Source organism: Actinotignum schaalii FB123-CNA-2 (assembly GCF_000411135.1).
Lineage (GTDB): Bacteria > Actinomycetota > Actinomycetes > Actinomycetales > Actinomycetaceae > Actinotignum > Actinotignum schaalii_A.
The window spans coordinates 606,975-624,932 of the sequence record NZ_KE150262.1; the positions used below are offsets into that span (position 1 = coordinate 606,975).

Sequence of the window (17,958 nt, forward strand, 5' to 3'; positions counted from 1 at the left end):
ATCCAGCTTAGCGCGCGGCGGGCGCGCTCGCGATCCGGCGGGCCGTTGTGGTGCGATGCCACATATGGCCGACGGCGCGCGCCACTCTTAAAAGCCGCTCGGTATCACCCGCACCGCCATTCCCGCGCTCGCCGCTGCCAACTTCGCTCCCCGCGGGCCAGTCTCCTCCGGCTTCCCGATAGCCGCGTGCCGCGGCCTCTTCCAGTTCCGGATGTGTGTGCCAGAGATCGTGCAGCTCGAGGAAGTCCGCGGCGGCCGGCCGCCACCCGAAGCGCCCAAAATCAATGATCCGCAGCTGGCCGGCGGGCTCATCCCACAACCAATTGCGGGCCTGCCAATCCCCGTGCGTGGGATGTACGACGACGCTGCCCGGCCGGTAACTCGCCAGAAAATCCTCCGCTTCGGCGAGCTTCTCATCCACAGCAGCGGGCAGTGCGCCTCCCGGCGCGAGCGTGCGAATCTCCGTGATCCGCGCCCGGGTGCGGGTAAGGGCACCCTTGGTGAAACCGTGATCTTGGCGAGCTCCCGCCCGGTGGAGGAGCGCGAGGGCGGCTCCGGCCTGGTGATACACCCGTGGCGAGAATTCCCACGGGCTACCCAGAACGTCACATCCGGGTAGATAGTCGAGGATGGTGAGAGGAGCGGCGTCGTCGTACCAGAGCAAGCGAGCCACGGTTCCGCGCGCCTCCAAAGGGCCGGTCCACGCGCGTGCGCGAGCTTCGCGCCCCACGCTGTAAGCAGTGTTCCCAGCGGTTTTGAGAATCCAGGACACCCCGGGGCTGCTGAGGTGGAGAACAGTGCTCTCGCGTTCCGGCCAGGAAAGATCCCGCACCCGCAGTGCGTCCGGACCGATCAGAGAGTCGCCGAGCACCGGGCCGGGTGAAGTTTCAGGCAACGATTCACCGCTGAGCGAGCCCCCGCGCAGTTCCGCCCACGCGGCCGTAAACCCCGCATACTGCCGCTCGGTAAGCAGTGCTCTCAACGTGAGCGGTGTTCGCAGCTGATCCATGGGCGACTCGATGATTCTTGATGAAGACCGGTACCGTGTACCGGACCCCTAGCGCGTTACCCGGCTGAGCAGCGATGCGACCCAGGTGCGTGCGGCACCGAAATCTTCGTCGGAAGTCCCGGCGTGCAGGCGAGTGGCGTGGCCGTCCGCGCGCGCGTAACTACCCAGGAAGGTCACCTCCGGGCAGATGCGATGCAGTCCGACCAGCGCGGCCTGCACCCGCTCGTCGTGAATATGGCCTTCGGCATCCAGTGAGAAGGCGTAGCGACCCAGCTGATCGCCGGCCGGACGCGATTCAATCCGCGATAAATTGACACCGACCGCGGCGAATTGTTGCAGCATTTCCAGCAGCGCCCCGGGCTTTTCCGAGGCCAGCCGCACCATGAGCGTTGTTTTATCCGAACCCGTCGCCGGGGGAATCTCCCCGGGCTTACTCACTTTAATGAAGCGCGTGACGGCATTGCGGTTATCGGCGATTTCATCGGACAGCGAGACGAGCCCGTACACACCAGTGGTGGGTACCGCACAAATCGCGGCATCAAAATCCGCATCCGGGTTCTCAGCCAGTTCGCGCGCGGCGGCGGCCGTGGAGGTAGCCGGCACATGCACGGCGTCTGTCAGGTGCTCGGCGATCCAGGTACGGCACTGTGCCCAGGCATGCGGATGGGTGGCGACCCGGCGAATATCCGCAGCGTGCGTGCCGGGCCGCACCGCCAGCGAGAATGCGATAGGAACCAGCATTTCCCCGCGAATTTCCAGCGGCGACCCGGCGGTGAGCGAATCGAGAGTGGCATTAACTCCGCCCTCCACCGAATTTTCGATGGGCACCACGGCAGCGTCAGTTTGCCCGGCGCGCACCATCCGCAGCGCTGAGGGAACGTCCACGGCGGGCACGAAGGTGGCGGTGTCCTCGCTGGCTACCTGCTGCAAAGCGGCAAAGCAAAACGTGCCGCGCGGGCCGAGGAAAGAATAGCGGACCGGTTCGGTAGCGGGCGAGGATTGCATGGTGTCCTTTCGTGCGTGGAGAAATAGTACGACGGCGCAGCTGGGCGGCGGTGCACCTGCCCGCGCTGTCGCCTGGTTATTGTATCCCGCCCCGGAGTGGGGCGTTCGGGGCGTCCGAAAGTGTCGTAAGCCCCGAGTAGGCTGTTCCCATGCGGATTTCTCACGGTAATAGGCACGGCAAGCGCGTGATGCGGCTGGCCGGGCTCTGGGCGGCTGTGCTTGCCGTTGTGGCGGTGGCTTTCGGGGTCACGCTGAGTGCGGCACCGGCAGCGCAAGCGGCACCAGATCAGGTGCGGCCCACGGTGATGATCGGGGTGGCCGGGCTGCGCTGGGCAGATGTCGGTGAGGAAAGCACCCCGCGGCTCAGCGCGGCGTTGGCAGGTTCGGGCTATGGCGCGGCCCTCGCCAATATTTCCGTGCGCACGGCCGCGCCCACCACCTGCGCGGCGGATGGCTGGGTGAGCCTCGGGGCCGGTGCCCGCGCGGCGGTCACTCCTGCCGGCAGCAGCTGTGTAGCGCCAAAATCCCTGGTTACCCAGGATGGTGCGGTGCGCGATGCGGAGCAGATAAGTGAAGAAAGCAGCGCTGCCCACTACCCCGTGGTGATGGGTGCGCTCGCGCAGGCCACGGCTCCGGAAAAGGTGCTCGCGGTGGGGCCGGGCGCTGCCCTCGCCCTCAACCGTCAGGAGGAATCGCGCATCGCCTACCGTGATCTCGCGGATGCCCTAGCGGATGGATCGGTGCTCGCCGGGCGGGACCTCACCGTCATTGATGCGGGAGGCATTGATGTAGCGAACGCCGATTCGGAAACCTCTGATACGGGAAGCGCTAATGCGGAGAATGCCCCCGCCGGGAGCTTGGCCGGGCTCGATGAACGCCTCGGGGAAATCATCGCGCTTGTTACCGCACACCAACCGCAGGCCCGCATCATCATCACCACTGTGGCCGACCGTGCCGAGCGGGCCGAACTTGGCTTCTTCGCACTGCTGGAGCCGAGCGAAACAAAGGCGCTCGCTCGCTCCACAACTACCCGCACCACTGGCCTCGTTCAGCTCATTGACCTGGCGCCCAGCGTGCTCGCCTGGCACACCGGCACCCCTGCGCCGCTCACGGTAGATAACGGAGGGAAAACCACGCTGGCCACGGCCAGCGCCACCCTGCACGGGCAAGCACTGCGCGCAGATTTCACTGCACAGTTGAGCCCGCAGTTCTATCTCCTCCTCGCCGGCCTCGGGCTGGTGTGCTTTGGCATCATTGCCGCCCACCTCGTCCGCTTTTCCCGCTTCCCACCCGCAATGGTGGCAGCGGCTGCTGGAAGTTCTGCCGGGACCTCAGTTTCGCAGGCTGTTACCGCACCTGCGCACCTTACCCGGGCCGCGGCCCGCCGTGCCCGGCCCACCGGTTTCGCCCAACTCTTGGCCTGGCTCGCGGCCCTGCCCGTGAGCGCACTCCTCATCGGGATTATTCCGTGGTGGACCTTCTCCCGCCCGCTACTCGGGTGGTGGAGCAGCCTAGCCGTCCTCGCTGCGCTCCTCGCCACCTGGGCGCTAGCCGGGCCGCGCCGCCGTACCCCCGCAGGGGAGCGCTGGATCGCCGCTCCGCTGGCACGGCTGGGAACACTCAGCGCCACCGTAATCGCGGCGGACGTACTCGTCAGCACTTTTGGTGGGGGATACTCCCTCGCCAACACCTCGGTTATGGGCTCCCTCCCCACCGTTGCCGGGCGGTTCTTCGGTTTCAATAACTCGGTCTTCGCCATCTTCGCTGTAGGCGCGCTTGCCGCAGCCGCCACCCTCGCTGCACGGATACGTGGCGCCGGTGGCTTGGCCGCCCCCAATACCCGGGCCGCCCGTATAGCTGGCTTCGCTGTACTCGCGGTGGGTGCGTGCGCCATCGCCCTGGATGGGCTTCCTGTTTTCGGTGCGGATGCCGGCGGGCCACCGGCCCTCACCCTCGGCTTCGCCTACCTCACCTGGCACACCTGGGGAAAACGCTGGACCTGGTGGCATACCGCGCTCGCGGCCATAGCCGGGGTAGCTGTTTCGGCCGGCCTGGCTATGCTTGACCGCGCCGTGGGATCCACCACCCACCTGGGCAACTTTGTAGGCAGGGTGGAACACGGCGGGGCGGGCGCCGTCGTCGCCCGAAAACTATCCCAAGCATGCTTCGGCCTGCCGCCCCTGGTGGCCGGCGCGCTAGGCGCAACCCTTCTCGCGGGAGTATGTGTGGTGGTGTGGCTCGTGACCTCGGGGCGCTGGGATCTGCGGGCCCGGCCAGCAACCGCGCAGGTACATGCGCGCGTGACGGACCATCCGCACCTGGCCGCTGCGGCTGCCGCCGGCTTCCTCGCCCTCGGCTACGCCTCCCTTATTAACGACTCCGGCCTGGTTATCCTCGGAGTCGGAGTCGCGCTACTCGCCCCCACCTTCGCCCTCGGGCTCATGCGGGCCGGCGAAAGTCCCTTGGAGGAACGCGCCAGCACGTATACCATCCAAAAACCACAAGAAAAACCGGCTGGCAGATAAGAGCCAGCCGGAAAGAAAAATCGCGAGATTTATATTGCGGAGGACGGAGAGACGAGCACTCAGGAATGCTCCAACACCAGCGCGCGATAAGGAGCGAAATGCTCGGCGCCGCTGGAACCGGTCGAAGCACGAGACTCCGCGGGCACCTTAACACCGTGGAAGCGGCGTGACCACACCGCACGGAAAACATCACGGTACTGCCCGGCCCGGTGCAACGTCCCAGCCACATCATTCCCGGTGGCGCGATGGCGAATATCGCACGGAATCTCCTGGAGAGTCAGGCCAGCCACCAGCATATCGATGGTCATCCCCACCTCAACACCCCAACCCTTCGCCAGGGGACGGGCCGCATCAAACGCCGCCGCAGTCATGCAGCGCTGCCCGGATAACGGCTGAAGCGGAGACCAACCCGTAGCCCGCTCAATCGCACGGCGCCCCAAACGAGTCACAAAACCGTGGCCCCCCGCACCCTCCTGCGGAGGCAAAGCCGCAATCGCACAATCAACCGTGCCGTCAACAACCGGTGCGATAAGAGGAGCGCACTCAATAGCCGAATCACCCAGGTCGGCGTCAAGGAAAAGTAAATGGCGAGGCGGGCGGCCCTCGACATCACGCATGCGGACCACCTTCGCCCCGGTCTCCATCGCGGACGCCTTTCCGCGATTCACGGAATGGCGCACCACCGTAGCCCCGGACGCGCGGGCAATAGCTTGGGTTTCGTCAGCCGACCCATCGTCAACCACTACCACGAGGTCCACACCCGGAAGCGCGTACGCTGCGCGCACAGTACGCCCCACGTACTGCTCCTCGTCCTTCGCGGGCACGACCACCGCGACCTGACCGACTTTACTCACCCCATAAGTGTATAGGGAAAAGTGGGGGCTTTGCTTACTGTTTCTATAAACTAGTGGAAGTTCACTAAAGAGGGCCGGCTGAGCGTAAGGCAGCTCAGCCGGAGTGCGCCCACGCCGCTTAGCGCAAGGTCACCTGGCGGGAAACCAGGCCGGAGCGGGCTCGCTTTTCTTCCGCGGTGAGTGGCTCGGTCGACGCAATAGCCGCACTCAGCTTCTCCGCGAACTTCGCCAGCGGCTCCTCCAATTCCTCCGCTTCGGTGCCGCGCGCCAATTCCCACACCGGGACCGACAATCCGTAGGCGCGGAACGCACCGATGAAGCGGGCGTCGTCGTCCCAACGCTCCTCGCCGGAGACGCGCAAGCGTGCCAAACCGTCCAGCACCGCATCGCGCGGCTCGGGGCGCACCCAGCGCAAAAACTCGCGCGACATCCGGCACCAGTAAGCGCCGTTTACGGATGCGATGCGCGCCGCGGGCACCATATCCGCGCGGGCATCGCGCAAGGCCGCCTGCGATTCGGGAGTGGCGGCTTCCTCGTCCGTCATCCAGAAAGCCGGATCTTCTTGCAGTTCCAGTTCGGAGAACGAGGCCACAATATCCTGCAAGCGCGGAGAGCCGGCCTCCGGCTGCGTGCCGCCCGGGTAGCTTTCGCCCGGCTTGAGCTCCAGACCGGCGAGCACCCGCGTGGCAATATCCAAAGAAGCATCACCGGAATTCATAACCGTCTGCATCGCGACCAGGAGCTGGCCGTCCGCGCGTCGCAGCGCACCGACCATATTCGGCAGCAGCGTGCCAAAAATAACCTTTTCGCTGCCGTATTCCTCCGTGAGGGTTACGGTCATGGTTGCCAGCGGCAGTAGATCGCGCATCGCCACCAGCTCCGCCTCGGCATCCAGCCCCTCAAAAGGCCGCTCAACAAAAGGAATAATTGCACGCTTCTTCTTCGGGGTTGCCGAATCCTTCTTGCGGTTCTTCTTAGCCATAAGTCCTCGTATCCTCGCTGCTGTGCGTGCCCTGCGGCATCGCCGCCGTTTGTACCCTCGAGATTCTACGTGAGATGCGGCCCGCGGGCGATGGTCACGTTAGAGTTGCGTTATGGATCTGCTCATAACGACGACGCCGCAGCTTGCCGGCTTCACCGCATCTCCGGCCCTCACCGCGCCCCTGGCGGGCGAGCTCCTCGCCGCACCCGCCGCGGATCCGACGGCCGTGTCCATCATCCGCTGGGTGGGAATCGCCGCGGTAGCGGTGGGTATTGCTGTCATCATCTGGCGCTGGTGGTCGAATCGCGACTAAGGGCGCTGCGATAGAGTGACGCTGTGCTTGCCTGCGGAGTTGGAATTGCTGTCGGTTTCGTTGTTGGCCTGCTCGGGGCTGGCGGCGGGATCCTGACCATCCCCATTCTCCTCACCGTTTTCGGACATAGCGCACACCAAGCTTCTGCCGAATCCATCATTATCGTAGGGGTGACCTCGCTTGTTGGCATGATCTCCGCGGCGCTGGCCCGGCGCGTGCGCTGGGGAACCGGCCTCGTCTTCGCCCTGGTAGGCATCCCGGGAACCCTGGCGGGTGCTTTCTTAGCCGGCGCGGTATCCGGGCGCATTCTCGTGTGGTCGCTGAGCGTGCTCCTCGTGGTGGTGGCGCTGAGCATGTTCTGGAGGGCGGTGCGGTCAAGCGGCGAATCACGCTCGGGCACCGCGCCGGAGAATTCGGACGTGCCGGGAAATCCGACCGCATCGGAAAACCCGCCTGCCCCCGCACCGCACGGGCGCACCTACCTCATCACCGTTGTGGGTGCCTTCGGCGCGGGAGCGCTCTCCGGCTTCTTCGGGGTGGGTGGCGGCTTCGTAGTGGTTCCCGCCCTCATCTTGCTGCTGCGCATGCCCGCCCGCTACGCGAGCGCCACCTCGCTGCTCGTCATGAGCATCAATATGGTGGTGGCCGGGCTCGGCCGCATCCCGCAATTCACGGCCGGCCTCAGCGTGGACTGGGTGGTCGTCGCCCTGTTCACCGCAGGTTCGGCGCTGGGAAGCGTCGGCGGGGAAGCTGCCGGCCGGCACATTCCCGATCGCATCGCCACCATCCTCTTTGGCGTGCTGCTTCTCGCGGTAGCGGCCGGCACCCTGGCCAGCGAGCTCCTCTAAGTGGGGCGCGGGCCGGGAGGCGGCGTCGTCGTTCTTAAAACCGGAGCGGGTGAGCACTGTTCACCGCGTAAACGGCGCTCACCCGCGTGGTTCTGGCGTTTTAGTCGACGACGCCGTACAGGCGATCGCCGGCATCGCCCAGACCCGGCACGATGTAGGCCTTCTCGTTGAGACCCTCATCAATGGAGGCGACAACGATCTTGACATCCGCATCCGCGGGCAGATGCGATTTTACTTCCTCCAGGCCCTGCGGAGTGGCCAGCAGGCACACGCAGGTAACATCACGCGCCCCGCGTTCGAGCAGGTAGTTGATGGATTCGTGGATGGTGTGACCGGTGGCCAGCATCGGATCAAGAACAAAACACTGCCTCCCGGTCAGATCATCCGGGAGGCGGTTAGCGTAAGTCACGGCCTCGAGAGTTTCCTCATCGCGGCGCAGGCCGAGGAAGCCAACTTCAGCGGTGGGAAGGAGTTTCGTCATTCCTTCCAGCATGCCCAGGCCGGCCCGCAAAATCGGAACGACGATGGGTGCCGGGCGGGCCAGTTTCACACCGGTTGTGGTGGCCACCGGGGTGGTGACCGTTACTTCATGCACCGCCACATTCCGGGTGGCTTCATACGCGAGGAGAGTCACGAGCTCCTCGGTTAGCTGCCGGAAAATTGCCGACGGAGTGGTTTCATCACGGAGGACAGAGAGTTTATGCGCGACCAGAGGGTGGTCAATTTCGAGGATGTGCATGCTTTAAGGATAGCGGTACCCGGCGGGCGACGCGCGCGGGCGGCTCAGCTTGAGGCTCGTGACACAGACGGCGCGCTTTCAGGCTCGTGACACAATGGAACTATGCGGGGAGACGAGCGGGGCGATATGCGCGCGGCGGAAAAGCTATTCATGCGCGAAGCGATGGAGCTCGCGGCGCGGGCCGCGGCGGGCGGGGATGTGCCGGTCGGTGCGCTCGTGGTGGTGGACGGCGCCGTGGTGGCGCGCGGCTGGAATACCCGCGAACGCGAACACGATCCGGCCGGGCACGCGGAAATCATGGCGCTGCGCGCGGCCGGTGCGGTGCTCGGGCGGTGGCGTTTGGACGACGCCGACATCTACGTCACGTTGGAACCGTGCACAATGTGTGCCGGGGCCATGGTCGGTGCCCGGATCCGGCGGCTTATCTTCGGTGCCTGGGATGAGAAAGCGGGGGCGGCTGGCTCGCTGCGCGACGTGGTGCGCGATCCGCGCCTCAATCACCGCATCGAGGTAATCGGGGGAGTATTGGAAGAGGAGACCTCCGCGCAGCTACGGAAGTTCTTCCGCGGGTGAGCGTACGGGGCGGCGTTGCGCATATGCGGTGGCGAGTACCGCGAAACTGGTCCGGTGCTAAGGCTGCGGTATTTCAGCATTGACGCGGTGCCTCGAAGCCTTAACGTGATGTGCTCCGCATTGATTAGGTAAATTCGGGGTGTGCCGTGTAATCTATTCTGCGGTGGCGTGTCCGAGCGGCCGAAGGTGCATCACTCGAAATGATGTGTAGTTAATAGCTACCGCGGGTTCAAATCCCGCCGCCACCGCCATGTGATGTCCCGCGTCATAGGTCCGCCTGTGACGCGGGTTTTCGCGTCTCTGCCCACCGCGCGGTGGTGTGGGTGAAGGTTCAACAGCAGGTCCACAGCGAAGTGTGCGTGAGAGTACCGTTTTGGGGCGATTTCATGTCTCTTACGCACACTACGTGGGATGCATTGTCTGTAATGCACACTTCGAGGAGGCTAGGGGCCGAGCCGAATAACAGAATGTACGTGGGTGACAGTTTTTCGGCTGTTTAATGTCCGTGGCGTACATTCTGTGCCCCTAACAGTCCGAAATGCACGTTTTGCAGCCTTGAAGTTGGAGAATGACTCACTTCAGCCCGCGCCGGCGGGAGGTGGCGTACTTTTTCCGGGGTGTACTGCGGATGTTGTACATGCGAAGTACAGCTCTGACAACACATGCCCCCTCTCCAGGTGCTGGTGTGACTGTTGGGGTTTGTGATGGCCGATAGCTGCGCCGTCGCCGATAGTTGCGCCGTCGTACCGCGCGCGATTGCAACACAAACGCAAGTGCTCCAAAAATCTGCAAAATATTATTTATTCTACGTAAACGTATGCCGTGTGAAAATTTTGTGAAGATGCTCAAACGCGCGGTCATGACCTGGGTAAATGTTGAATGACTTGAGAATAAACTCTCCAAATATGATTTACTTGAGTTGAGTTTACTCATCACTCATCTAAGGTAAGGAAACACCACATGCTCGCGCGAAACCTTTCGAGGTTGCTGGCGGTGATCGCTGCTATTGCGATGGTCGCCGTTGGGCAACCCCTTCGGGCTGAGGCAGCGCCTCAATCTGTTGATTTTAACTACGTGATCGGTGACAAAATACAAAAATTCGAATTCACCGCGCACAACCCGAACAACCCATCGGAAAGTATTACCTATCCGAGCGACCCGGCCAATAAATGGAATTTCAAGCGAATTCCGGCGGGCTGGGTACTCAACGGAAAAATCGTCATGCAGCCGGGTTGGAAGATTACCAGCACGGGTTCGGATCTGCTCTATCCCGATAATCTAGAGCAGAGCGTGACCGGGAGTGGGAAAGACGCCGTCCTCACCTACCACGCGAAGGGCCTGAAACCGACCGAGAATATTTATTTCCAGCAGATCTCGTACGAGCAGTTCAACTACGCGACGTATGACCTCAACGGTGGTACCTGGACGGATAAAGTGCCGACCGATGCGCTGCGGCAGGCCCCGGATGGCTCGTTCTACAGCATGTTCATCACCCCGCACGGCACGGTATACAAGCCCACGGATCCGGTGCGCGATGGCTACACTTTCCTGGGCTGGATTGGGAAGAGTACCCTCAATATCCCAGTGGCCGAACCGCCCTACAAGTACCACGTTTACACGGTAGATAACCCCTACCGCTTCGATGAAATCGACCCGAATCGGATCCTCGGACACCGCCGGCAAAACGTGGTTAACCTGACCGCAGCGTGGGCCAAGGAGCCTGCCCTCGAAGTGAAGAACATTGAGATCTGGGAAGGTGAGGCATTTACGCCTTCCGATATGGTCGTTTCCGCAACGGATTTTGCCGGTAAGGACCTGACCGATCCGGCGAATGGCGGCTCGGTGACACCCACGGGTGATTATGACAACCAGCAGGCCGGCGAATACCACATTACTTTCACGGCGAAGGACAGCAAGGGTGGCACGGTCACCCGCACCGCGAAGCTCATCGTGAAGAAGCGCTGGACTCCGCTCATTCCCGCCCCGGAGCTCACGCTCAAGAATATGGAAATCAAGGCCGGCGATCCCTTCGATCCTGCGGATATGGTGGTGTCTTCCAGCGGTACGGCTGTGCCCAGCCCGGATAATAACTACGACCCGAATACCCCGGGCACCTATGATCTGAGCTTCACGGTTACCGATGAGAAGGGTGCCACGGTAACTCGGACAGCGAAGCTGACCGTCAAGCCGAAGCCGGAGCCGAAGCCGGAGCCGCAGCCCGGGCCGGAAACGCCGGCGCCCGGTGAGCCTGAACAACCAGCTCAACCCGGTACACCGGGCCAGCCCGGCACGCCCGGTAAACCGGGTCAGCCAGGCGCAAGCGGCACGCCCGGTAAACCGGGCCAGCCCGGCGCAACCGCTGCGCCTGGCAAACCGGGCGCGGTAGCGACGACCGCTGGTCGCACCCTCGCCCACACCGGTAGTGAAGCGGCTGCGCCCTTCGCTCTGGGGAGTGTGCTTATTTTGGTAGGTGGGGCCCTGGTGGCAACTCGCCGCAAGAATGCATAGAGCGCTGCCGCGTTACTTTCCTGGCTCGCTAGCCCGTTAACGCACTAGCCTGCCAGCTGAGCGCATCGGTGAACGCACACGTGTGGGGGCATCTCGATTGAGGTGCCCCACACTTTGCCTGCGGTTGTCGGCTGCCTGCGGTTACTTTCGGTCGTGTTCGCGTCTGAGAACGACCTCGGCTAGTGCGTTACCCGCGCTTGGCGCTACCCGCGTCTGAGAGCTACTCGCAGCCCGCAAGCCCGCGGCCCAGCGCTACCTCCGACCTAGCTCCACTCTCTACCCGTGCGGCACATACTCACATTTGCTGTGCTCGGCCGGCTCAAGCTGGAAAGTGGAATGCTCCACCTTGACCGGGAAATGCTCCGCAACGCACTGCTGGAGCTGGTCAAGGATCCGCGGGGCGTGCCCGTCGAAGAAGCACTCATCCTCAACTACCACGTGAGCGCTCAGCACTGGTAGCCCGGTGGCGACCGTCGTCGCATGCATATCGTGCACCCGAATCACGTGCGGCAGATTTTCCATGTGCCGGCGCACGTCGTCCAGGTCGAGGCCTTGCGGCGTCGCCTCCATCAGCACGTTGAGCGCGGTGGACAGAATCCGCAGCGCCCGCGGAATAATAAGAATCCCGATGAGGATCGCGGCAATCGCATCCGCGCCGCCCCAGCCGGTGAAGTAGATCGACGCCGCAGCCACGATCACCGCGACCGAACCGAGCGCGTCATTGCAGACCTCCAGGAAGGCGGCCTTCATATTGAGACTGGCACCGCGCCCGGTGAACAGAATCAGCATGGAAGCGATATTGCCGAGCAGGCCGATAATGCCGAAAATCAGCAGGGGCGCGGCAGGCATCTCCGGTGGGTCGGTGAGGCGTTTGATCGCTTCGATAATGACGAAAATACCCACCCCGAGGAGCAGCGTCGCCTGTAAACACGCGGAAATAATCTCCGCCCGGGCATATCCCCAGGTGCGGCGGTTGGTGGCGGGTTTGGTGGTGAGGTGAGCGGCCACCAGCGCCATGACCAGACCGGCGCTATCGGTGAGCATATGGCCGGCGTCCACAAGGAGGGCCAGCGAGCCGAGCCAGAATGCTCCGATCACCTCGGCTATGAGGATGGAGAACGTAATACCGAGCGCCCAGGCGATGCGCCCGCGTTGCGCCCCGGCACCGTGCACATGCCCGGGCCCGTGGTCGTGCCCGCTGGCATGCTCGTGGCCGGCCGCGGGAGCTACCGCAGCGGGGGTGCGAGCCAGACGGCAGAGGTGGCCGTCGTCGCCGTCCTCGTTAAATGATTCCCCATCCTCCTCGGATAGATTGCTCTCCTCTGACGCCGATGCAGAGGAGGTGTTGGAACTGCGCTGGGCGCAGGTGCATTGCCCGCCGGCGTGGTCGCCGTGCTCGCAATGATAATAATTATTATTATGCATAACATAACCTCCTTGGGGCTCTGAGTGTACCTGCCCGGTCGAGTTTGTGGCAGGGTGCGGCCTGTGATGCGGAGCATGTACGACGGCGCCTATGCGGCCACGTGCATAATACGCATTGAGGTGTGCCGGGAGATAAAGCACCCGGGCACTCATTCCTCGAGGGGAATCGGTGCCCGGGTGAATTACAGTGAACTGACGTATGCCGGCGAAGGATCCTATTGCATCGTGATATTCACTCCGCAGGAGTCCATGATGAGGATGAAGTTGAGGAGGTCGTTCATGAACTTAGGGTCCTCAATTTCGTTGCCGGCTGTGATATCACCCTTGCTGGCACGCTCGAGGACATCAATGAACTGGTCGGATAGCTTGCCCTGCGCGGCATTGCCAATGCAGGCTCCGGCGTCATCGCGTTCGGGTTTGCCGAAGGCCTCGGTGAAGGTCGGGTCCTTAAGGAAGGTATCGAAGAGGGCCCCGATTTTCTCCGGAGGATAGGTGTAGGTCAGCCCGTCCTTGCCGTCCTTGCCCGCTGAGTCGCCAGAGTTGCCGGACGGCGCGGGGGCGGGCGTGGTGGGTGAATCCAAGATGGGAGCCTTGCTGGTTTCCGGTGCGGCGGTGCCGTCCGGCGTGGCGGGTGCACTGATCGAAGGCGCCGAGCTGGGATCGGGCTGCGCATCATCGCTGGCCTTATCCCGGTTGAGGAAGAAAATGAGGCCAACAACCAGCGCGATTAGCGCAACTATACCCACGCCAATTCCAACAAAAAGCCCGGTTTTGCTTTGCTTGGGCTGCTGGCCGTATCCGGCCGGGTAAGCACCGCGCGGGCCGTTCGGGCCGTTCGGGCCGCCACCGGGATATTGATTACCCGGACCGCTCGGGTAGCCGGGAGCACCGTATTGCCCGCCCTGGCCAGCACCGTATTGCCCGCCGGGGTAACCCGGGCCGCCGTACTGTCCAGCCTGGCCGGAGCCATATTGCGGGGCCTGACCCGGATAATTGCCTTGCTGCGGGTAGCCGGCCTGGCCGGGGTACTGGCTGCCGGGCCCTGCCTGGGCACCCGGATATCCGGCGCTGCCGTGCTGGTTTCCCTGCCCGGCGCCGTAGTGGCCCGGCCCGGGGTAGGTACCGGGGTTAGCGGCGTAAGCCTGGGTGGGATAATCGGCCGAAGGAGAGGAGGGGGTGGTGTTCTCGGAGCCGTGCGGAGGGAAAGCTCGGGTGGGTTCGCCGCCCTGCGGCGACCGGGTTGCGTCTTCTTCGCTCACGATAAATCCTAACGATGCGCGGGAGCGGTGCGCGGTAACCCCGCGCGATAAACAACGCACGGTAACCGGCGAAAACGCCCCCGATATGACAGGTACCTGGCCGCTTTCCGCACGCTACCGGACACACCGGAGCGCTCGGCTACACGGGCCAAGCCACAATCATTCAATCAGAGCGCAGCCGGGAGCGGCAAGCAAGTTTCGTGTTTGCCAAGCTCAGCACCTTTCGGCCAGCAGAGAAACACCCGCTACTTCGCGCCCGCGCCCGCGCCCGCGCTATTTTGCCGTGTCCGCTGCGCGCCGTTCCGCGGTGGCCTTCTTGCGCAGCTCAGCCTGGGTGCGCTGCGCGGCCCGCTGCTCCGCGCTTTGCCACAGCCGAGCCGGCTCCCCGAAGCGCAGCCCCAAGAACCACCACAGTGCCTCAATCAGCGCCGCCCCGATCAGCCCCACCAGCGTACCCAGGGCCATCGCCCCGGTATTGGAGGAATCCAGCATGAAGATGCGCTGCGTGAACGGCCAGAGGAAAATCACCCCGTACCCGAGCAGCGGCAGCAAAATCAGCAGAATCTTCCACCAGACATAGGGCCGGGCCACCACAACGAGCACCCACGAGGAGGCAATAATCATCGTTAGAAGAGTCGCGGTGGACACCTGAGTCGCATATGCCGAGCTAGCTGCGCCGTCGTACAACATCACGTAAGTAATAAAAGTCGCAACCCCGACAATCAGGCCCGCCGGGAAACCGAAACGCATGACGCGCTGCACGAAACCGGGGCGGGCGGCGTCGTTATTTGGCGGCAGGGAGAGGAGGAAGGCCGGGATGCCGATGGTGAACCAGCCGGTGATCGTCACGTGAATCGGCACGAAGGGGTAGGGCAGCGCGAACAGCAGCACCGCGATGGCGAGCACCGCCGAATACACCGTTTTGGTGAGGAAAAGCCGCGCCACGCGTTCGATATTTCCCACCACGCGCCGGCCCTCGCCCACCACGTGCGGAAGGGAGGCGAATTTATCGTCGAGGAGCACAATTTTCGCGACCGAGCGGGTCGCGGAGGTGCCGGAGCCCATGCCGATGCCCAGGTCGGCATCCTTGAGGGCAAGCACGTCATTGACGCCATCGCCCGTCATCGCGACAGTGTGTCCCGCCCCGCGCAGCGCCGCCACCATAGCGCGCTTCTGATCCGGGGTCACCCGCCCGAACACGGCATTTTCATTAATCGTTTCCGCGAAGCTCGCCTCCGGGATGGTGCGCGCGTCCACGGGAGTGCCCACATTGACGCCGAGCTGCGTGGTCACCGCCCCGACCGCCGCGGCATTATCACCGGAGATAACTTTGACCGCCACACCCTGGGAATCGAAATAACGCAGGGTATCGGAGGCGTCCGGGCGGATTTTTTGGTCGAGCAAAATGAAGGCAAGCGGCTCAAGGTTGCCGGGCGCGTTCGCGGCCGTGACCGGCGTATCGCTGCGGGCCAGGAGCAGCACGCGCTGGCCGGTGGCGGCAATGGCGGCGGCGCGCTCGCGGGCTGCGTTGATGGCGGTCGCGGGAGTCGCGGGAGCGGTGGCGTTCGTTGCTGCCGCGTTGCTATGGGGAACGACGGCGCCCGCCTGACCGGCGGGACCCGCCAGATCAAGGAGCACATCCGGGGCGCCCATAATCCAGTGCTGGCCATTGGCGAAACTCACCCCGGACCATTTCTTCGCCGAGGTGAAAGGCTGACGTTCGGCCACCTCCCACGGCTGGGCCGGCGCGCCGAGGGCTTCCTGGATGGCCTCCATGGAGGAGTTCGGGGCCGGGTCGGCCGCGCCCAGCTGGGCCAGGGCTTCCCGCGCGGTGGCCTGAGCGCGCGCGGCGGGAGCGGCGGCGTCGTGCTGTTCGCACACGGTGCCGGAACCGGAACCGCTGCAAGAACTCGCGCCTCCGGAAGCAGAGCCGCTGCTCGAAGCCGCACCGGGCACCAACTCGAGCCCCGCGAACCACAGGGTGTTTTCGGTGAGGGTGCCGGTTTTATCCACGGCGACGGTATCCACGCGCGCGAGGCCTTCGATGGCGGGCAGCTCGTTGACCAGCACGTTCAGGCGGCCGAGCCTGATCACACCCAGCGCGAAAGCGGTCGAGGTGATGAGCACCAGGCCTTCGGGGATCATCGGCACCAGCGCGCCGGTCACGGACAGCACGATATCGCGCCAGTGTGCGCCGATGGCAGCCCAATCCAGGCCCACCACGCGGATCTGCCCCCAGATCGTCAGCAGTCCCACGGGCACCAGCACCCAGGTGATGGCTTTGAGGATGCGGTCGATGCCGTTTTGCAGCTGGGAATCGACGAGCGAGAATTTCGAGGCGGCAGAGGTGATTTTGGCGGCGTAGGCATCGGCGCCCACGCGGGTGGCGCGGTAGCTGCCCGAGCCGGAGGACACGAAAGAGCCGGACATCATCGCGGCGCCGGGTTCCTTGTGGATGGAATCGGATTCGCCGGTGAGGAGTGATTCGTCCACTTCGAGGTAATCGGCTTCGGTGACGACGCCGTCCACCACGATCTGCTCGCCGGCGGCGACCACGATAATATCGCCCAGCACCACCTCTTCGCGCGCGATTTCACGCACTTCGCCCTCGCGGCGCACCCGCGGATGGGCTTCGCCGATGACGGCCAGGGAATCGAGGGTGTGCTTGGCGCGCAGTTCCTGAATAATGCCGATAATCGAGTTCGCGATAATGAGCAGGCCGAAAGCGCTATTGATCCACGAACCGGTGAGGATCACGGCAATGAACAGCACCCCTAGCATGAAATTAATGCGGGTGAAAACGTTATCGCGCACAATCTGCGCGGCCGAGCGCCCCGAGCGGTCGGGCAGGGTATTCGCTTTGCCTTCCGCGGCGAGCTGGGCGGCCTGCGCGGCGCTCAGCCCGCGGGCCGGGTCGCTTGCGGGTACGTGCTCGTTCCCGGTGGTGGGGTCGGTTAGGGCGAGGGATTCGTGGTCCGGCTGCGCGGATGCGGTTCCCGCGGCGGGCGCGGATGCGGCGTCGTTCATAAAAAACGATTCTAGGCAAGGAAGCTGGACGCCGGGTGAATGTTTCTTGAGGACTGTGCGGCGGTAGCATGAGGTATGGCACGAAAAAATCTTTTCCGCAGCGCCGCGGGAATCTGCGCGGTCGCGGCCCTCGCTTCCTGTAGTAGTACGACGACGCCGCCACCGGCACCCAGCACCCCGGCACCGGCGGCCGGTTCAGCAAGCTCAGCTCCGGCACCTAGCGCGGCAAGTTCATTAAGCAGTGCGGCGCCTTCGTCTTCTGCGGCGAGTGTACCCGAGGTAGCAGGCTCGCCCGGCGCGGAGCCCGCACCGGGGGATGCGATCACGGCGGAAGCCCTGCGCGCGGTGGATAACATCACGGAGTTCGAGGTCCGGGTGCTGCGCACCAATAATCGTTCAGGGCTGGATGATTGGGCCTCGCGATTCAGTGTAAATGAGCTGGCGCAGCGGTATGACGGGGATAAGGTGCTGGACTACACCATCAACGGGCAGCCTCCCAATAAGGCGAGCCTGGCGCCGCTATCGAAGGATGATATGCGTCTGCTGATTCGCAGTGCCGATTACGGTGCTGAAAATGAGCGCGGGGTTGTTTCGGGGATTTTGCGCGAGGGAACGAAGCTTCCATCGCTGGGCACCCAGCTGATGGATACCTGCGCGCAAGATGGCGACTGGTTTATTAAAGCGGGAAGTGTGGGTTACAACCGACGTACCGGAGTGATCGAGTACGTGGATTACATGGTGGAAACCCCCGATTTCAACCCGCAAGGCACGCTTCGGGATGCCAGCGCCGGGGAAGAAAAGTCGCAATGCCGTTCGGTATGGGACTTCCGCTCCGTCAACGGTACAGCCCTTGATAAGCCGCCGGCGAGTTAGGGCGCGTCGTCGTTGAAA

General features: G+C 63.8%; 14 protein-coding genes and 1 tRNA gene. 7 read left to right on the top strand and 8 right to left on the bottom strand.

Annotated elements, in window-relative coordinates:
- Nucleotides 1-7 precede the first annotated feature (7 nt).
- Nucleotides 8-1,009, bottom strand: coding sequence for an aminoglycoside phosphotransferase family protein (locus HMPREF9237_RS02475; RefSeq protein ID WP_016442143.1), 1,002 nt, complete (start codon nucleotides 1,007-1,009; stop codon nucleotides 8-10).
- A gap of 48 nt (nucleotides 1,010-1,057) precedes the next feature.
- A complete protein-coding gene (gene pheA, locus HMPREF9237_RS02480) occupies nucleotides 1,058-2,014 on the bottom strand; it encodes a prephenate dehydratase (protein ID WP_016442144.1) in 957 nt (318 codons plus the stop codon).
- Nucleotides 2,015-2,163: 149 nt separating this feature from the next.
- Between pheA and HMPREF9237_RS02485 the strand changes: the two genes are divergently transcribed.
- Nucleotides 2,164-4,539, top strand: a complete 2,376-nt coding sequence (locus tag HMPREF9237_RS02485) for a hypothetical protein (RefSeq protein ID WP_016442145.1) — start codon at nucleotides 2,164-2,166, stop codon at nucleotides 4,537-4,539.
- 59 nt (nucleotides 4,540-4,598) lie between these two features.
- Here the strand turns inward: HMPREF9237_RS02485 and HMPREF9237_RS02490 are convergent, their stop codons facing one another.
- Together HMPREF9237_RS02490 and HMPREF9237_RS02495 are read right to left on the bottom strand one after the other, a co-directional pair.
- A complete protein-coding gene (locus HMPREF9237_RS02490; RefSeq protein WP_016442146.1) occupies nucleotides 4,599-5,393 on the bottom strand; it encodes a glycosyltransferase in 795 nt (264 codons plus the stop codon).
- A 118-nt stretch (nucleotides 5,394-5,511) separates the two neighbouring features.
- On the bottom strand, nucleotides 5,512-6,375 hold the full coding sequence (locus tag HMPREF9237_RS02495; protein ID WP_016442147.1) for a DUF5926 family protein: 864 nt from the start codon (nucleotides 6,373-6,375) through the stop codon (nucleotides 5,512-5,514).
- 112 nt (nucleotides 6,376-6,487) lie between these two features.
- On the opposite strand from HMPREF9237_RS02495, the gene HMPREF9237_RS02500 reads away from it, so the two are divergent.
- Both HMPREF9237_RS02500 and HMPREF9237_RS02505 read left to right on the top strand, forming a co-directional pair.
- Nucleotides 6,488-6,688: a hypothetical protein gene (locus tag HMPREF9237_RS02500; protein ID WP_016442148.1), complete on the top strand. Its 201-nt coding sequence runs from the start codon at nucleotides 6,488-6,490 to the stop codon at nucleotides 6,686-6,688.
- A gap of 23 nt (nucleotides 6,689-6,711) precedes the next feature.
- Nucleotides 6,712-7,536, top strand: coding sequence for a sulfite exporter TauE/SafE family protein (locus HMPREF9237_RS02505; protein WP_016442149.1), 825 nt, complete (start codon nucleotides 6,712-6,714; stop codon nucleotides 7,534-7,536).
- A 100-nt stretch (nucleotides 7,537-7,636) separates the two neighbouring features.
- On the opposite strand, the gene upp is transcribed toward HMPREF9237_RS02505, so the two are convergent.
- Nucleotides 7,637-8,275 carry a uracil phosphoribosyltransferase gene (upp, locus tag HMPREF9237_RS02510; protein WP_016442150.1) on the bottom strand — a complete coding sequence of 213 codons (639 nt, stop codon included), beginning with the start codon at nucleotides 8,273-8,275 and terminating at the stop codon, nucleotides 7,637-7,639.
- Nucleotides 8,276-8,377: 102 nt separating this feature from the next.
- Here upp and tadA point away from each other — a divergent pair, with 102 nt between their 5' ends.
- From tadA to HMPREF9237_RS08815, 3 genes are all read left to right on the top strand, one after another.
- The gene (tadA, locus tag HMPREF9237_RS02515; RefSeq protein WP_231366653.1) at nucleotides 8,378-8,848 is read left to right on the top strand and encodes a tRNA adenosine(34) deaminase TadA; all 471 of its coding nucleotides are present in this window, start codon (nucleotides 8,378-8,380) and stop codon (nucleotides 8,846-8,848) included.
- Nucleotides 8,849-9,010: 162 nt separating this feature from the next.
- Nucleotides 9,011-9,099 (top strand) — tRNA-Ser (locus tag HMPREF9237_RS02520).
- A gap of 709 nt (nucleotides 9,100-9,808) precedes the next feature.
- Nucleotides 9,809-11,356, top strand: coding sequence for a bacterial Ig-like domain-containing protein (locus tag HMPREF9237_RS08815; protein WP_016442152.1), 1,548 nt, complete (start codon nucleotides 9,809-9,811; stop codon nucleotides 11,354-11,356).
- A 276-nt stretch (nucleotides 11,357-11,632) separates the two neighbouring features.
- On the opposite strand, the gene HMPREF9237_RS02530 is transcribed toward HMPREF9237_RS08815, so the two are convergent.
- The 3 genes from HMPREF9237_RS02530 to HMPREF9237_RS02540 all read right to left on the bottom strand — a co-directional run bounded on the left by HMPREF9237_RS02530 (nucleotide 11,633) and on the right by HMPREF9237_RS02540 (nucleotide 17,067).
- The gene (locus HMPREF9237_RS02530; RefSeq protein ID WP_016442153.1) at nucleotides 11,633-12,781 is read right to left on the bottom strand and encodes a cation diffusion facilitator family transporter; all 1,149 of its coding nucleotides are present in this window, start codon (nucleotides 12,779-12,781) and stop codon (nucleotides 11,633-11,635) included.
- 215 nt (nucleotides 12,782-12,996) lie between these two features.
- The gene (locus HMPREF9237_RS08820) at nucleotides 12,997-14,040 is read right to left on the bottom strand and encodes a hypothetical protein (RefSeq protein WP_016442154.1); all 1,044 of its coding nucleotides are present in this window, start codon (nucleotides 14,038-14,040) and stop codon (nucleotides 12,997-12,999) included.
- Between the two features lie 273 nt (nucleotides 14,041-14,313).
- Nucleotides 14,314-17,067 carry an HAD-IC family P-type ATPase gene (locus tag HMPREF9237_RS02540; RefSeq protein WP_016442155.1) on the bottom strand — a complete coding sequence of 918 codons (2,754 nt, stop codon included), beginning with the start codon at nucleotides 17,065-17,067 and terminating at the stop codon, nucleotides 14,314-14,316.
- A gap of 75 nt (nucleotides 17,068-17,142) precedes the next feature.
- Here HMPREF9237_RS02540 and HMPREF9237_RS09430 point away from each other — a divergent pair, with 75 nt between their 5' ends.
- Nucleotides 17,143-17,940, top strand: coding sequence for a hypothetical protein (locus HMPREF9237_RS09430; protein WP_155875786.1), 798 nt, complete (start codon nucleotides 17,143-17,145; stop codon nucleotides 17,938-17,940).
- Nucleotides 17,941-17,958 lie beyond the last annotated feature (18 nt).

Bases quoted from the DNA above. Each gene is read 5' to 3' on its own strand.
- HMPREF9237_RS02485 (WP_016442145.1), top strand. From the start codon at position 2,164: ATGCGGATTTCTCACGGTAATAGGCACGGCAAGCGCGTGATGCGGCTG.
- HMPREF9237_RS02500 (WP_016442148.1), top strand. From the start codon at position 6,488: ATGGATCTGCTCATAACGACGACGCCGCAGCTTGCCGGCTTCACCGCA.
- pheA (WP_016442144.1), bottom strand. From the start codon at position 2,014: ATGCAATCCTCGCCCGCTACCGAACCGGTCCGCTATTCTTTCCTCGGC.
- upp (WP_016442150.1), bottom strand. From the start codon at position 8,275: ATGCACATCCTCGAAATTGACCACCCTCTGGTCGCGCATAAACTCTCT.
- tadA (WP_231366653.1), top strand. From the start codon at position 8,378: ATGCGGGGAGACGAGCGGGGCGATATGCGCGCGGCGGAAAAGCTATTC.
- HMPREF9237_RS02530 (WP_016442153.1), bottom strand. From the start codon at position 12,781: ATGCATAATAATAATTATTATCATTGCGAGCACGGCGACCACGCCGGC.
- HMPREF9237_RS02540 (WP_016442155.1), bottom strand. From the start codon at position 17,067: ATGAACGACGCCGCATCCGCGCCCGCCGCGGGAACCGCATCCGCGCAG.
- HMPREF9237_RS09430 (WP_155875786.1), top strand. From the start codon at position 17,143: ATGGCACGAAAAAATCTTTTCCGCAGCGCCGCGGGAATCTGCGCGGTC.
- HMPREF9237_RS02475 (WP_016442143.1), bottom strand. From the start codon at position 1,009: ATGGATCAGCTGCGAACACCGCTCACGTTGAGAGCACTGCTTACCGAG.
- HMPREF9237_RS02495 (WP_016442147.1), bottom strand. From the start codon at position 6,375: ATGGCTAAGAAGAACCGCAAGAAGGATTCGGCAACCCCGAAGAAGAAG.
- HMPREF9237_RS08815 (WP_016442152.1), top strand. From the start codon at position 9,809: ATGCTCGCGCGAAACCTTTCGAGGTTGCTGGCGGTGATCGCTGCTATT.